This window comes from Moraxella sp. CTOTU47618 (genome assembly GCF_032017425.1).
Classification (GTDB): domain Bacteria; phylum Pseudomonadota; class Gammaproteobacteria; order Pseudomonadales; family Moraxellaceae; genus Faucicola; species Faucicola tetraodonis.
Genome location: NZ_DALZPW010000001.1, coordinates 219,720 through 234,664 on the forward strand (window position 1 = coordinate 219,720; position 14,945 = coordinate 234,664).

12 protein-coding genes are annotated in these 14,945 nt (G+C 45.3%); 8 read left to right on the forward strand and 4 right to left on the reverse strand.

Annotation, left to right across the window (positions count from 1 at the left end):
* Nucleotides 1–11: 11 nt before the first annotated feature.
* Entirely contained in the window at nucleotides 12–1,226 is a 1,215-nt protein-coding gene (argJ, locus tag RTS09_RS00980) for a bifunctional glutamate N-acetyltransferase/amino-acid acetyltransferase ArgJ (protein ID WP_312533417.1), read from the forward strand.
* 19 nt (nucleotides 1,227–1,245) lie between these two features.
* Nucleotides 1,246–1,410 (forward strand): NF038104 family lipoprotein, encoded by a 165-nt coding sequence (locus tag RTS09_RS00985; protein ID WP_172823558.1) that lies wholly within the window; start codon nucleotides 1,246–1,248, stop codon nucleotides 1,408–1,410.
* A 101-nt stretch (nucleotides 1,411–1,511) separates the two neighbouring features.
* Here RTS09_RS00985 and RTS09_RS00990 read toward each other — a convergent pair whose 3' ends face one another.
* Together RTS09_RS00990 and RTS09_RS00995 are read right to left on the reverse strand one after the other, a co-directional pair.
* Nucleotides 1,512–2,288 (reverse strand): TrmH family RNA methyltransferase, encoded by a 777-nt coding sequence (locus RTS09_RS00990; protein WP_065252557.1) that lies wholly within the window; start codon nucleotides 2,286–2,288, stop codon nucleotides 1,512–1,514.
* Nucleotides 2,288–3,265 carry a class 1 fructose-bisphosphatase gene (locus RTS09_RS00995; protein WP_312533421.1) on the reverse strand — a complete coding sequence of 326 codons (978 nt, stop codon included), beginning with the start codon at nucleotides 3,263–3,265 and terminating at the stop codon, nucleotides 2,288–2,290. Before RTS09_RS00995 ends, RTS09_RS00990 begins: the two co-directional genes overlap by 1 nt.
* Before the next feature lie 296 nt (nucleotides 3,266–3,561).
* Here RTS09_RS00995 and RTS09_RS01000 point away from each other — a divergent pair, with 296 nt between their 5' ends.
* From RTS09_RS01000 to RTS09_RS01010, 3 genes are read left to right on the forward strand one after another with little or no spacing between them, the layout of a single operon-like run.
* Nucleotides 3,562–4,545, forward strand: coding sequence for an aspartate carbamoyltransferase catalytic subunit (locus tag RTS09_RS01000; RefSeq protein WP_409418365.1), 984 nt, complete (start codon nucleotides 3,562–3,564; stop codon nucleotides 4,543–4,545).
* A 49-nt stretch (nucleotides 4,546–4,594) separates the two neighbouring features.
* Nucleotides 4,595–5,761, forward strand: coding sequence for a dihydroorotase (locus RTS09_RS01005; protein WP_312533426.1), 1,167 nt, complete (start codon nucleotides 4,595–4,597; stop codon nucleotides 5,759–5,761).
* 54 nt (nucleotides 5,762–5,815) lie between these two features.
* Nucleotides 5,816–6,340, forward strand: a complete 525-nt coding sequence (locus RTS09_RS01010) for a DUF2127 domain-containing protein (protein ID WP_312533429.1) — start codon at nucleotides 5,816–5,818, stop codon at nucleotides 6,338–6,340.
* An 85-nt stretch (nucleotides 6,341–6,425) separates the two neighbouring features.
* Here RTS09_RS01010 and RTS09_RS01015 read toward each other — a convergent pair whose 3' ends face one another.
* Nucleotides 6,426–8,447, reverse strand: coding sequence for a YihY/virulence factor BrkB family protein (locus tag RTS09_RS01015; protein WP_312533431.1), 2,022 nt, complete (start codon nucleotides 8,445–8,447; stop codon nucleotides 6,426–6,428).
* A 250-nt stretch (nucleotides 8,448–8,697) separates the two neighbouring features.
* Between RTS09_RS01015 and wrbA the strand changes: the two genes are divergently transcribed.
* Nucleotides 8,698–9,303, forward strand: coding sequence for an NAD(P)H:quinone oxidoreductase (wrbA, locus tag RTS09_RS01020; RefSeq protein WP_076775979.1), 606 nt, complete (start codon nucleotides 8,698–8,700; stop codon nucleotides 9,301–9,303).
* Entirely contained in the window at nucleotides 9,300–9,722 is a 423-nt protein-coding gene (locus RTS09_RS01025; protein WP_076775980.1) for a hypothetical protein, read from the forward strand. The genes wrbA and RTS09_RS01025 overlap by 4 nt, the downstream gene beginning before the upstream one ends.
* Before the next feature lie 66 nt (nucleotides 9,723–9,788).
* Here RTS09_RS01025 and RTS09_RS01030 read toward each other — a convergent pair whose 3' ends face one another.
* Nucleotides 9,789–10,457 (reverse strand): alpha/beta hydrolase, encoded by a 669-nt coding sequence (locus RTS09_RS01030; RefSeq protein ID WP_312533434.1) that lies wholly within the window; start codon nucleotides 10,455–10,457, stop codon nucleotides 9,789–9,791.
* A 245-nt stretch (nucleotides 10,458–10,702) separates the two neighbouring features.
* Here RTS09_RS01030 and hrpA point away from each other — a divergent pair, with 245 nt between their 5' ends.
* A complete protein-coding gene (gene hrpA / locus RTS09_RS01035) occupies nucleotides 10,703–14,917 on the forward strand; it encodes an ATP-dependent RNA helicase HrpA (RefSeq protein ID WP_312533913.1) in 4,215 nt (1,404 codons plus the stop codon).
* Nucleotides 14,918–14,945: the final 28 nt, after the last annotated feature.

Below are 14,945 nucleotides of genomic sequence, written 5' to 3' on the forward strand. Positions count from 1 at the left end.
GGAGCGCTCTCATGCCAGTTGGCAATGTCGAACTTGTAAAATTACACCCAGTGAAAGGGATAAAAATTGGCATCACCGAAGCCCACGTGCGCTACGCAGGGCGCAAAGACTTAACGGTTTTTGACATCATAGCGGGCGCAAATACCGCGGTTGTCACCACGCAAAACCAATTTTGTGCCGCGCCTGTACAGTTGCTGCGAGAATTTATCGCCAAAGACAGTCCCCGTTATTTGATTGTCAACACAGGCAACGCCAATGCTGCCACAGGTGAAGACGGTAAACAGCGTGCCAAAACCACTTGTGTGGCATTGGCAGAAAAAACCGGTGTCGCAGCCGAGCAAGTATTGCCTTATTCCACCGGGGTGATTGGGGAAACCCTGCCGGCGGATAAAATTATCGCGGGGTTAGACAGCGCCTTAGCCAATTTAACCGACGATAATTGGCTTGGCGCCGCCCACAGTATCATGACTACCGATACCACCCCAAAAGGACATAGCGAAATCGTGGAAATTGATGGTACAACTTACACGGTGACAGGTATCTCAAAAGGCGCGGGCATGATTCGCCCCAATATGGCGACCATGCTTGGCTTTGTGGCAACCGATGCCAACATTGAGAAATCATTGCTACAAAATATCTTGACCGACACGGTGAATCAGTCATTTAACCGCATCACAGTGGATGGCGATACCTCGACCAATGACTGCTGTACGTTGATTGCCACAGGACAAGTTGGAGAGATGATTGACAGTGAAAATCACCCGCATTATCAAGCGATTTATCAAGCGATTAACAATGTGATGATTCGAATCGCTCAATTAATTGTACGCGATGGTGAAGGGGCAACCAAATTTATTACGGTCAAAGTGACAGGTGGTGAAACCTCTGAAGAATGTGCCAAAATCGCGTATGAAGTAGCGCATTCACCGCTGGTAAAAACCGCATTTTTTGCCAGTGACCCAAATTGGGGGCGTATTTTGGCAGCGGTAGGTAAAGCGGGCGTGATGCTCGACCAGTCAAAAGTGGCGGTATCACTCGATGATGTGCGTATCTGCGAGCGTGGCGGCTTGGCACACGACTATACCGAGGCGCGTGGCAGCGAGGTGATGAAGCGTCCTGAAATTACCATTCACATTGAACTGGGTCGCGGGCAGGCGAGTGATACCGTCTATACCTGTGATTTATCATATGAGTATGTCAAAATCAATGCTGATTATCGTTCTTAAAGTCAATTAAAGGTAACGAATGAAAAAACTAACCACCCTGCTTTTTGTGCTGACCACCGCTGTTATATTACAAGGGTGTGTGCATAAAATTGTCACTGTTCCTGTCAAAGTTGCCTATAAGACCACCAAAGGGGTGGTCAAAGGCACGGTAGCTGTCGCTAAAGCGGTAATACCAGGCGGCTAATACCAAGCGATAGTGACGACAAAAAAGACTAAACACAGGCTGTCTAGTGATTTATGTCACACTCATTCACTGATGGCATTGATGGCAATCGTGTATGGCAATCATGCGTAGCGTCTTTGCCGTAACATTTCATACAGACACAGTGACCCTGCTATCGCCACGTTTAAGCTTTCTTGACCATTGGGCTGTGGTAGGGCAATCGGGGCAGATTGACTAAGTAACCTCTCATCGACGCCTTGTCCTTCATGCCCCATAATCAAGGCTAGCGGTTGTCTCAAATCGGTCTGATAAATAATATGATCGGTATGTGAGCTCGTGGCAAACATCGGCACTTTGACCTTCATCAAAATCTCATCTACGCTGATGCCTTCATAAATCGTTAAACTAAAATTTGCCCCCATGCCCGCTCGCAAGGTTTTGGGCGACCACGCCGATGCGGTGCCCATCGTACAGACAATGGTTTTAATTCCCACGGCGGATGCGGTGCGAAATAGTGTACCCAAATTGCCATTGTCTTGGACACCATTGATGATTAAGCAATCGCTGGTAATGGGCTGATTAAAGTCTAAATGCGGCATATCAATCATCGCCATGATGGGCAGGCTCTCGCCCAGCGTGCGAATCTCTTTATAAAGATTATCGCTAATCGTTAACGTTTTAACATTTTCAAGTCGGTTTAATAAGGCATTGATTTCGTCATTGTGCAAACCGCTTTCACTGACAATCACGGTTTCGGGCGTGAGATTGGCGTTGAGGTACGCTTCAAGCAAATGCGTGCCTTCAATCACGGTTTTCCCCAGTTTTTTACGCTGGCGCGACGCAGTGAGAAGGGCATGGGCAGTTTTAATGGTTGGGTTGTCTTTTGAAGTGATGAGCATTATTTGACTTCTTCATGCAGCTTTTTGACGTAGGTCACTTCGTTTTTTGCCCCCAGTACCACAGGCACCCGTTGGTGGATACTGGTCGGCTCGATATCCAAAATACGATTGATAGCATCGGTACTCATACCACCCGCTTGCTCAATCAGCAAGCTCATCGGATTGGCTTCATACATCAGACGCAGTTTACCCGGTTTATCAGGGTGTTTGGTGTCAAACGGATAGCTAAAAATCCCCCCACGGCACAAAATACGGTGAATATCGCCCACCATCGCCGCCACCCAGCGCATATTAAAGTCTTTACCGCGCACGCCAGTTTTACCCGCCGTAAACTCGTCAATATAACGCTGCATCGGTGGCAACCAATAGCGATAGTTAGAGGCATTAATCGCATACTCTTTGGTATCTGGGCTAATTTGCACTTGGTCTTTGATTTGCACAAACGCTTTGGTATCGGGGTCAAGACTAAACATGGCCACACCCTTGCCAAGCGTGATTGACATCACAGTTGAGGTGCCATACAAAATATAACCCGATGCCAACTGCGCAGTTCCTTTTTGCAAAAAGTCCTCATCCGTCGCAGGATGACCTTGGTTGTTGTAGGGTAAAATCGAGAAAATTGTACCGACTGCCATATTAATATCGATATTAGATGAGCCATCAAGTGGGTCAAACAGTACCAACACGTCGCCATCTTGATTGGCAGGGGTGGCGTTATCTAATTCTTCAGAAGCCACACCCGCGCAATGCGGATTGCTGCTCAAAGCGTCTAGCAACAAATCATTGGCAATGACATCGAGCTTTTTTTGCTCTTCGCCCTGCACATTTTGGTTACCCGCTTCGCCCAAAATATCCGCGAGCGCGCCGCGTTTGAGCAAGTCGCTGATTTGAATGCCGACTTTGGTAATGGTGGTAATGATGTCGGCAACGGCAGGTTGGGCGTTTTGCGCGGCAAGATAAGTTTCAAGATTTGACATAAGTAGACCTTATTATAAAATTATAAATTAACAACCTAAGCCAATCATATACGATTAAGCAAGGTGAATTTAGACCTCATGAATTAAAAAAAATATAGACAATTTGCCGCAAATTGTAGCACTTTTTGAGCCGTCTTATCAGCGATAATCGCAAAATATTGGCGTATTTATTCCAGCCGATTTACGGTAAAATAGGCAAAATTTATACAAATAACAACAAATCTAGGTGGCTGATGAATATTTTAAACACCCAAACTTTATCCAACGAAGCGCTACAGAGCAAGCTTGATCAAGCGATGGCAAAGCCAGAAATGAACGAAGCAGGTGATTTGCGGCATTTTATCGGCGTAGAAGGATTATCCAAAGCCCAGCTGATGGCCATCATCGAAAAAGCCAATGGTTACTTAACTGATAATGCCGGTCGCCCCAACAGCATCCGTAACAGTGATGAGCTTGAAGGCTGTACGGTGATGAATTTGTTCTTTGAAAATTCTACCCGTACTCGAACTACCTTTGATGTGGCTGCCAAACGTCTTGGCGCCAGTGTCATCAGTATCGATATTGCCAAATCCAGCACCCAAAAAGGCGAAAGCTTACGAGATACGCTGTGGAATCTTGAAGCCATGACAGCGGATATTTTTGTGGTGCGTCATTCATCGAGTGGGGCTGCGCATTTTATGGCAACCGAAGTCACCCCAAACATTGCCATCATCAACGGTGGTGACGGCTGGCACGCGCATCCGACCCAAGCGATGCTCGATATGCTCACGATTTATCGTGAAGCGCCAAGACCGTTTGAGGAATTAACGGTAGCGATTATCGGCGATATCAAGCATAGCCGCGTTGCCCGTTCGGACATTGCAGCGCTCAAAACCTTGGGGGTTAAAGAAATTCGCGTCGTGGCGCCCAAGACATTATTACCAAAAGGCATTGAGCGGTATGGTGTCAGTGTCTATAACGATTTAGACTCGGCAGTGGTTGACTGTGATGTCATCATTGGTCTACGTATTCAAAATGAGCGTATTGGCTCGCCGCTGTTGCCATCGACATCCGAATATTTTAAAGCGTATGGCATTACCACCGAACGCCTTGCCCTTGCCAAACCTGACGCGCTTGTCATGCACCCAGGACCGATGAATCGCGGCGTTGAAATCTCATCAGCTGTTGCCGATGGTGAGCAATCGGTGATTTTAAAACAAGTCAATAACGGCATTGCGGTACGTATGGCGGTGTTGGCACTGGCTATGCAAGGGCAACGTGCCGCACGCAGCGCATCTTAAATTTAGCGAAAAAAATGACAAAGTAGGCAAAACCAAAGTAGGCAAAACCATGACGCTTCAAAATCTTTTACCTGCCAACTGGCAATTTGATACCACGCAGCTTAACCCTATCGACAGCCATGGCAAATGGCTATTACCGCCGCTGGTGGATTTATGTGCGCGTTTGCGTGAACCTGGGCACCAGTCGCATGGCACACTAAAATCAGAAGGCGCCGCGGCTCGAAAAAACGGTTTTTTGCATGTCGTTATACCACCTGATACCAATCCCGTGCTTGAAAACGGCTCATTACTGGCAGGCTTGCGAGAGCGGGCTTATCAAGATGGCGGCATCTATCTGCATATATTGGGGGCGATGACCGCAGGTCTTGAAGGTGAAAAACCCGCCAATATGCTTGGGCTGAAGCAAGGTGGCATCATTGGGGTCAGCAATGCTCGCCGCAAATTCGCCAATGATGACGTACTACTGCAAGCACTGGATTATGCGGCGACTTATGACATCAAAGTATTTTTTTACCCTGATGAACCCAGTCTATCCAAAAACGGTGTCGCCCATGATGGCTATATCGCATCTTATCATGGCTTGGCAGGGATTCCTTGGATTGCTGAAACGGTGGCGTTATCCAAGCAGCTTTTGATTGTCGAAGAAACAGGCGTATCGGCACATTTTGGTCAGCTGACCACCAAATCATCGATTGATTTGATTCGCTGGGCGAAACAAAGGGGCTTGCCGGTGACCTGTGATGTGGCGATGCACCAGTTACATTTAACCGATGATGCCCTGATTGGTTTTAATGCTTTGGCGTATGTGTTGCCGCCCCTGCGTTCCAATACGGATAAAAAAGCGCTGCAAGAAGGCTTGCAAGATGGTACTATCGATGCGATTTGTAGCCACCATGAGCCATTGGCAAAAACCGCTAAACAAGCGCCATTTGCGGAGTGTAAACCCGGTATTAGCAATTTTGATACTTTTATGGGGCTCGCTTGTCAATTGGTCAAAGAGGGTATTTTGACCCCAGCGCAGCTAGTAGAAAAAATTGCACTCAACCCTGCCAAAATCGCTGGCATTGAAGCTAGCTATCATCAAACGGGTGGGGCGGTGCTAGTTGACCCCAATCTGACTTGGACCGTGACAAAAGAATCGATGATATCGCAAGGCAAAAATACGCCATTTATCAATAGCGAACTGACAGGGAAAGTCGAGCAAGTCTATTTTTAGGCTTGTTTGAAGCTTGTTTTAAGTTTGTTTCAAGATTGGATACGGTAATGAATCATGCCAAAGGCGTTTAAGCAGATAGCCCCGACAGTGCCTAATAGCCATCATGCCAAGAACGCCATCATTATGGTCGCTATCTATGAGCTTGTAAAAGGATTGATAGCGCTAGGGGTGGCGGCTATTATTTTTGTAGGGCATGATAAATTGCAATGGATTGCGCGGGTGGTTTCACAGGCGCTGCATCGTATCATGAGTATGGCACTGCATCACCAAATAGAAGCGCTGAATCACTATGCTTGGTTCGCTAACCAAAATTGGCAAAAAGCCTGTTGGATAGTCGTGGGCTATGCGCTGCTGCGTTTTGTGGAAACCTACGGTCTTTATCGAGATAAGATATGGGCGTATTGGTATAGTGTTTTGGGCTATGGCGTGTTTTTGCCGCTTGAGGTTTATGAGTTATTTAGCCATCGGTTCAATTGGCTTAACTTTTTGATACTGCTAGTGAATATCGTCATTGTTGTGGTGGTCTATCGCAATATGCGCGCCAAAGGGTTATTGGGTAAAAAGATGACACAGGCTTAAGCTATCGATAAAAAAAGCGAGTAAAAAAGGGCAGAATCTGCCCTTTTTTACTCGCCAAACTAGCTGTCTGTTCTAGTTGTCTGGTCTAGCTATCTGGTTTATCTTTTTCGGTAATGATACGCGGGGATTTTTTGTTTGCATTGGCTGCAATTTTTGATTTGATAAAATTAAAAGGATTGTACGGGCTATCGAGTACGATAGCCGGTACAATCTGACGAATTTTAGCCATTACCGCTGTATTATCACCTTTCGCTTTGTCATCATCCGTTAGGATTTTTGACTCGACTGTTTGGGTGGTAGTAATTTCATTGCTAAAACTCGTGTCATCTAAATTACTGATATCCCAACGCATATTGTCAAAATTATTGGCATTTAAATAATTATCAATCGCAAATTTATGCTCGTCTGTGGCATTGCTATTTTGTGTGGATGAGGGAGTCGCTTTGTTTTCGCTATGGCTGTCGTATTCACTATTACTTTCTTCAAGCGTTTTTAGTGGATGTTTGTCATCTAACCCCTTATCATTTGACAAGTGTGTCTGATTATCATGACTTTGCTTAGCAACTGATGATTCATGTGATAATTCATCCGATAACTCTTCGTTATTTAAGGCATTAAAATCACGCGGTTGACTCGATAAGCTACCTTGACCTTTAAAATCAAGCGTACCATCAAAGCCAGTCGCTTGCTCGGCGTCGGTTTCTTTGATGCGTTTATCCTCATTGACCACGTCACTGACTTGACCGCCTGATAGACCTGAGCCTTCACGTTGACCGGCTAGTTTGTTGCCTTTACCTTTATCTTTTTTTCCCTTATCTGGCTCGATGTCTTCGGCATTTGGAGCCTGACGCGGTGCGATACTGTCAAAAATACTTGCCATCGACACATCAAAATTATATTTGAGCATGGCTTCACCACGCGCTAAGGTATTAATCCATTGCACAGTCCAAGGCGCGTTATTTTTAAGTTTTCGCAAATCCTTTTCATGCGGCAAAGGATAAGGCATATTTTGATAAAAATCCCAAAAACTATAATCATCGAGCGAGCGTTTAAGCACATATTCATCTTTGTCACTGGTGGTGATGAGATTGTTATCTTGTAAAAAGCTAATATAAGTGTACCAATTTGGCATCTCTTGGCGACCTAGCACATCACGCAGACCGGCTTCGGTGACGACATTGCCTTTTTTATGCTCACGGTATAACACGTTTAACATATCCATCAAGCTAAACAAGGCATGACGGGGAAAGATTTCTTTGGTCTCAAAAATGGTCAAACAGTAGCTGATTTGCACCCCAAGCAGAATAATATTCCAAGAAATATAAATCCAGAGTAAGAACAACGGCAAAATCGCAAACGCCCCATACACCGCTTTATAACTGGTAAAGTTATCGACAATTGCGCCAAAGGTGAGTTTTAAGATTTCAAAGATAATCCCAACCACAACACCGGCAACCAACGCATGTTTAAAACGTACTTGGCAGCGTGGTACAAACCAATACATGGCCACCAGACCCATCAGCATAATTGCAATGGAGCCGATTTGTACCCAAATCGCCCAGTCAATCCCATAACCACCAATCTTTTGATTTAAAAAACTCAGACTTTGCACAGTGCTTGAAATAATCATGACGATGGCAAGCACAATAGGCAACAGGGTAATAATCACCCAATAACGCACAAGATTGAGCCAGCTGGTCTCTTTTTTTTCAACCCGCCAAATTTGGTTAAACGCGGTTTCAATCGTCATTAAAGTGGAAATGGTGGTAAAAAACAGAATACCCACACCGATAATGGTTAGATTCGATGAATTACTGGTAAATTGGTTGAGATACTTGGTGACCTGTAATCCGGTACTGGGCAAAATATTGCTAAATATCAAGTTTTGAATCTGCTCACGCGCTTCTGCTAACTGCGGGATGGTGGAGAGAATCACCACCAACAAGGTTAAAATCGGCACAATAGACAGCAGCGTGGTATAAGTCAATAACGCAGCTTTTTGGCTACAATTATCATCGATAAAATTTTTGATAAGATACATCAAAAACTGCACCCATTTATGTTTAAAAATGGATAATTTTTTTAGTTTGGCAATGAGTTCATTCATAATAGTTCTTATTGATAAAAAATTTCAAAGTTTGACCATCAAATCGGCGAAAAAGGCAGTGATTGTATGGCAGTATGGTATCATATTCAAAAAAATTGTTTATTGAATTACTGTGAACAGTTTTGGTGTTTTGCAATTGTCAATCTGGCTAGTAGATTGCCTTGATCCTGCCATCAAAATTCATCCATTAACATTCATCCATGCAAAATAGTTTAACGTAACAATTATCAAAATTGATGTGAGAAAAACCATGAGTCAACCTTATATTTTAGTCTTGTATTACAGCCAAAATGGCTCTACCAAAGATTTGGCGTATCTGGTCGCACAAGGTATTGAAGACAGCGGCACGGGCATAGCCGCTCGGATTCGCACGGTACCCAAGGTCAGTAGCGAGACTGAAAAAGTTGCGCCAAGTATTCCTGATGAAGGTGACCTGTACGCCACCATGGATGACTTAAAAAACTGTGTGGGACTGGCATTGGGTAGTCCCACCCATTTTGGCAATATGGCAGCATCGATGAAGTATTTTTGGGATAATAGCGTCACAATTTGGCTCGCGGGGGATTTGCAAAACAAACCGGCATCTGTATTTACCAGTACGGGTACCATGCACGGTGGGCAGGAGACGACATTAACTAGCATGATGACGCCGCTACTGCATCATGGCATGGTAATTGTGGGGATTTCGTACAGTGAGCCTGCGCTCAATACCACGAGCCAAGGTGGCAGCCCGTATGGTGCAAGCCATGTCAGTGGCGCAAAGCATGACCATATCATGAGCGCGGACGAAAAAACATTAGCCATCGCCCAAGGTCAGCGTCTAGCCAAAATTGCCAAGGCACTACAAGCGTTATGAGACAACAAGACCCACAATCACTATCTGCACCCAAGCCCATATATCCCATCCACCGCCGCTTAACCATAGTCTGGTGGGTTTGGCTGGGGTTTCGATTGCTGGCAGTACCGTTATTGACGCATTGGTTGGCAAGTGCAAAGCCTGCTATGGTCGGCGGGATTGCTTGGCAAGCTTTGTGGTTGATACCCGCGCTATTATCAACGCCTTATATCGTGAAAGGCAAAAGCCCATACGCGCTATTGCTGCTAAGTATGCTCACTTTTGTATATTTGGGCGGCAGTGGTATGGTTGCACTAAAATACGGTTATCAAACGCATTGGGGGTTGATGACTGTGTGGTTGGTGGATTTTGTTTTATTGGGTTTGGTGAATTATTGGTTATTTATCTTACTCAAACGATTACCAAAGATGAATGGCTAATTGTCAAAAGAGCGTACCTAAGTCAGGTACGCTCTTTTTTGGCTAAAAAATTATGCTAAAACATCGTTAGGCCAACACATCATTTAGCCATTTACCGATAATTTTGAGTTGCGGCATACACACTTGGTGCGCCATCGGATAGCTGTAAAACTGCGGCTGATAACCTTTTGACTCAAGCCATGCTTTGGCTTCTTGCCCAAGCTGTACTGGGACAACAGGGTCTTGTGTGCCATGATGAATGGCAATGTTTAGATTTTTATTGGCATCACTTAAAGTTAGGCTGTCTTTGGTCGCTAAATAAGTCGACAGGGTTAATAGTCCGGCTAATGGTTTGTCATAGGTGAGTGCCGTCTGATACGCCACCGCACCACCTTGTGAAAATCCTGCAATCACTATACGCTCAGGCGATACACCGCGCTCGGCTTCACGCTTGATTAACTCTCTAATCGAGCGGGCGGATTGTTCAATCTGTGCGGTGTCGATTTTGCGCTCAAGCGACATTTCCAAAATATCATACCAAGCTGGCATCACATAGCCTTGGTTGATGGTTACAGGAATGGCGGGGGCGTGAGGAAATACAAACCGTATGCCATGTTTGCTATCGAGTCCCAAGTCAGGGACGACTGGCTCAAAGTCATGACCATTTGCGCCCAGTCCATGTAGCCAAATCACCGCTCTATCAACAGGCAGATTGTTGGGATTGTGAATGACTTCAACCGTTTTTAATAAACTCATAAATTCTCCTTTCATGTGAAACACAAATGTCATAAAAATTAATTGTCATAAAAATAATTAGCCGATAGCTTAAAAATAGGGATAACGCTTGATTTTAGCTTATTCATACCACATTATCTAGGCAATGTTTACCATAAGAATAGCCTAAGTGAATGAAAGAACTTATATCGACTGCTGTACCATTAAATGATTATCAACCAGACAAGCCTCAAACAGACAATCACCATGGTGTGAAATTACCGGTCATGGCAAAAGACAGCTATTATCTGTCACGCCTTGCCCAGCAGTTAAAACAAATCAAAGACAAAGAAAGCGAAGACTATACGTCAAGATTTGACCGTTACCAAAAACAACTCAAACACTCGCAAGACAGGGTGCAAAGCCGTATCGCCAGTCTGCCAACCATACATCTCAACGAAGATTTGCCTGTCAGCCAACAAGCCGATAGACTCATCAAAGCCATCCAAGACCACCAAGTCATCATCGTGGCTGGGGAGACAGGCTCGGGCAAAACTACCCAATTACCTAAGATTGCCATGCTTGCAGGGCGAGGGGTAACAGGACAAATCGGACACACACAGCCAAGACGATTAGCGGCGCGTAGTGTGGCAAATCGTATTGCTGAAGAATTAAGAGAAACACTCGGACAGACAGTCAGCTTTAAAGTGCGTTTTACTGAGCAAGGCTCATCCGATTCCATTGTCAAACTGATGACCGACGGTATTTTGCTTGCCGAAATGGCGCATGACAAGTTTTTGAGCCGCTATGATACCATTATCATTGATGAAGCCCACGAGCGCAGTCTTAACATTGACTTTATCATGGGTTATCTCAAGCGTTTATTGCCAAAACGCCCCGATTTAAAGGTGATTATCACATCGGCAACCCTCGACACAGCAAGGTTTAGCCAATATTTTTCTAGCGTTGATAGTAAAACCAAACAAGCGACGCCCGCGCCTGTATTTGTGGTTGAAGGTCGCAGTTATCCCGTGGAAGTGCGCTACCGTCCGTTGACGGAGGAGATTGTCACAGGTTCGGATGATGACAGCTTTGATGATGTCGAAGATAACTTGCCGCGAGCGATTACCGCAGCGGTGGAAGAGTGCTACCAAGACGCTGCCAGTAAAGGGCATGCTGACCAAGCAGATATTTTGATTTTTGCGGCAACAGAAGCGCAAATTCATGATTTGGCAGATATTTTAAATCAATACGCCCCCCGTCATACCCAGATTTTGCCGTTATTCGCCCGTCAAAGTTTTGCCGAGCAGCAGCAGATTTTTCACCCGACAGGCGGACGTCGCATTATCATCGCCACTAACGTTGCCGAAACCGCTTTGACTGTACCCAATATCCGCTACGTCATTGATTTGGGATTTGCTCGGATGTCACGCTATGACTATCGCTCGCGGGTACAAAGACTGCCGATTGAAGCGATTAGCCAAGCTGCCGCCAATCAACGCAAAGGTCGCTGTGGTCGTATCGCGGCGGGTGTGTGTATCCGTTTATATTCAGAGGAAGACTTTACCAGCCGCCCCGAATTCACCGAGCCTGAAATTCTGCGTACCAATTTGGCGTCGGTGATTTTGCAAATGGCAAACTTGAGTCTGGGTGAGGTAGAAAACTTTGACTTTATCCAGCCACCCGACAATCGACTGGTCAATGATGGGCGTAAACTATTAGAAGAATTGGGTGCGATTGCCACTAAAAAAACTGAAAATAGCCTAAGCACATCTAATGACAGTGACAAGGGCAAGGGCAAAGGTCAATCCAAACGCCATCCCAATCAACTTACCAAAGTCGGTCAAATGATGGCAAAAATGCCTATTGACCCTCGTTTGGCACGTATGCTGATTGCAGGTGAGCAATACGGTTGTCTCAAAGAGCTATTGGTAATTGTATCGGGCTTGTCAGTGCAAGACCCTCGAGAACGCCCGAGCGATAAGCAAACCCAAGCCGACCAAAAACACGCATTATTTCGCCAAGCCGACAGCGATTTTTTATTTTATCTCAGTCTTTGGCAGGCAATTCATGGGGCCTTGTTTAAAAGCGGTGGATTTAAAAGCGATGGATTTAAAAGCAGTGATCTTGACCGTCAAAAAAATGCAACGCTAGATGATGAAGCCGCGCCAATCGCGCAAAGCCCGTATGGAAACGACAAATTAACCAACAGCCAACGTAAAAGCTTTGCCAAAAAACATTTTTTAAGCTCGCCGCGTTTACGTGAATGGCAACAAACCCATAGCCAGTTGTTGCAAATGGTGGATGGGTTAAAATTAACAATCAACCAAGAGCCCGCCAGTTATGTGCCTATTCACCGCGCATTGCTCACGGGTCTGCTGTCGTTTATTGCCCAAAAAGTCAATGACGTCGACAAAAGCGGCAAGCTAATCAAAGCCAAACGTGGCGAGTATGTCACCGCGCGTCAACACAAAGCCAAGATTTTTCCTGCCAGTACCTTGTTTAAACAAAATCCGCTATGGGTAATGGCGTTTGAGGTGGTTGAGACCTCGCAGGTGTTTATGCGTACCGCTGCCAAAATCGAGCCAGAGTGGATTTTGGCGATGGCAGGGGATTTGCTCAAATACCATTATTTTGAGCCGCATTGGTCAGCCAAAACAGGGCATGTCAAGGCATACGCCCAAATCAGCCTGTTTGGTCTGATTGTGGTACACAAACAACTGATGAATTATGAGCGGGTCAACCTTACCGAGTCTCGAGAAATCTTTTTGCGAGATGCCTTGGTCTTGGGCAATTTAAATGCCCCGTCCACAGGCGATGGTAAAAAGGGCAAGTTACCGCCATTTTTGCAGCATAATATAGATAAAGTCGCTGATGTCTCCTTGATTGAAGACAAGCTGAGACGTCGAGACTTGCTGGTTGATGAAGAGCAATTATACGACTTTTATGCCAAGCGAGTGCCTGAGCATATCGCTAGTCGCAAAGTATTTGAAGATTGGCGAAAAGAAGTAGAAAAAACGGACCCACAGTTTTTATTTTTTAGTGATAAAGATGTACTGAACGAACAAGCACCCGCTACCCAAGCTTTCCCAGAAACGTGGCAACTAGGTAATTTAAAACTACCCCTGTCGTATATTTTTGACCCGACTAGCGACGATGATGGTGTGACCATTAAAGTCCCACTCGTTGCCTTACCACAGGTTGATGCGGTTGAATTATTATGGGGTATTGCAGGGTGGCGCTATCAGCTGGTTTTGCAGCTATTAAAGACGTTGCCAAAAGATATTCGCCGTCAAATCGTACCCGTGCCTGATACCGCCAAACAAATTTTTGACACGCTTGAAAAAAACCATCATGGCGGACTGCTAAGGCAACTGTGCCAAGCCTTAAACCAGCGCGGTGTGCGTGGAGCAAATAACCAACTTGTAGAGCCAAAAGACTTTAACCCAAGTGAGGTTGAAACCTATTTGCAGCCACAAATTGCGTTGGTCGATGACAAAAACCGCCTGATTGAAAAAGGGCGAGATATTGACGCATTAAAAATGCGTCATCAAGTCACCACAAGCCAAGCCGTCGCCAGTGGTAAAGGCGTACATAGCGAGTTTCCCGAGCATTTTAATTTTATGCAAAACCGCCACAGTGCAGGCGTGATGATCAAGCAGTTTTCGGCACTGGTTGCTGATGGACAGCCAAGCTATACCGATAAAAAGGCTGTGTCTATTCAGCAATTTACCGATGTCAGTGTGGCACTCAACAAACACCGTCAAGGCTTGCTTGCTTTAATCGGCAATGAGCTCGGAGCAAAAGCCCGACAGCTTACCAACCAAATTGATAAAAACTTTAAACTTGCCTTTGCCCCACTCGGTGAGCTTGACAGACTCAAAGATTTACTGATTCATGCCACGCTTGATGCCACTTTTGAAAAATTTGTTGCAGCGTTTGACCATGAAAAATTCACGGCAGGGATTCATGATAAAGAGTTGGTGATTGCCATCAATCAGTTGCCTTTGACGTTGGATGAATTTAACCAAGCCAAAGCCGTGGTGCTTGCCAATTTCTTGAGCGTTGGGCAAAGTGTATTAGCCCAGCTAAAATCGGTGTATGAGCAGTGGCAGCAAGTTCGCCAAAAACTGCTACTACTTGACCGTGATATTTTTGAAGAAAGTATCGAAGATATCGAAGACCAGCTCGATGATTTGAGTTTGTCGGACTTTGTGTACCGCATGAGTTATCAAGATTGGCAGCAATATCCGCGTTATTTGCAGGCGTTGTTGGTGCGTCTTGATAGGCTTGAGCACAATTTGGATGCCGATCTTGATGCCGTGTATCAGCTCGATAAACACATGGAAAGGCTGTCTGTTAAGGGTAATGATGAGACAATTATGCCGTATCGTTGGTTGGTTGAGGAGTTTCGGATTCAGCTGTTTGCCCAGCCGATGAAAACCCGCGTGCCTGTGTCGGATAAACGCCTAGAAAAATTGTGGGATGAATTGAATGGTTAACAAAAAAATTCGTCAAACTTTGGCGGAT

Excerpts from the sequence above, each read along its gene's own strand:
- argJ (WP_312533417.1), top strand. The coding sequence starts at position 12 with ATGCCAGTTGGCAATGTCGAACTTGTAAAATTACACCCAGTGAAAGGG.
- RTS09_RS00985 (WP_172823558.1), top strand. The coding sequence starts at position 1,246 with ATGAAAAAACTAACCACCCTGCTTTTTGTGCTGACCACCGCTGTTATA.
- RTS09_RS00990 (WP_065252557.1), bottom strand. The coding sequence starts at position 2,288 with ATGCTCATCACTTCAAAAGACAACCCAACCATTAAAACTGCCCATGCC.
- RTS09_RS00995 (WP_312533421.1), bottom strand. The coding sequence starts at position 3,265 with ATGTCAAATCTTGAAACTTATCTTGCCGCGCAAAACGCCCAACCTGCC.
- RTS09_RS01000 (WP_409418365.1), top strand. The coding sequence starts at position 3,562 with ATGGCAAAGCCAGAAATGAACGAAGCAGGTGATTTGCGGCATTTTATC.
- RTS09_RS01005 (WP_312533426.1), top strand. The coding sequence starts at position 4,595 with ATGACGCTTCAAAATCTTTTACCTGCCAACTGGCAATTTGATACCACG.
- RTS09_RS01010 (WP_312533429.1), top strand. The coding sequence starts at position 5,816 with ATGCCAAAGGCGTTTAAGCAGATAGCCCCGACAGTGCCTAATAGCCAT.
- RTS09_RS01015 (WP_312533431.1), bottom strand. The coding sequence starts at position 8,447 with ATGAATGAACTCATTGCCAAACTAAAAAAATTATCCATTTTTAAACAT.
- wrbA (WP_076775979.1), top strand. The coding sequence starts at position 8,698 with ATGAGTCAACCTTATATTTTAGTCTTGTATTACAGCCAAAATGGCTCT.
- RTS09_RS01025 (WP_076775980.1), top strand. The coding sequence starts at position 9,300 with ATGAGACAACAAGACCCACAATCACTATCTGCACCCAAGCCCATATAT.
- RTS09_RS01030 (WP_312533434.1), bottom strand. The coding sequence starts at position 10,457 with ATGAGTTTATTAAAAACGGTTGAAGTCATTCACAATCCCAACAATCTG.
- hrpA (WP_312533913.1), top strand. The coding sequence starts at position 10,703 with ATGGCAAAAGACAGCTATTATCTGTCACGCCTTGCCCAGCAGTTAAAA.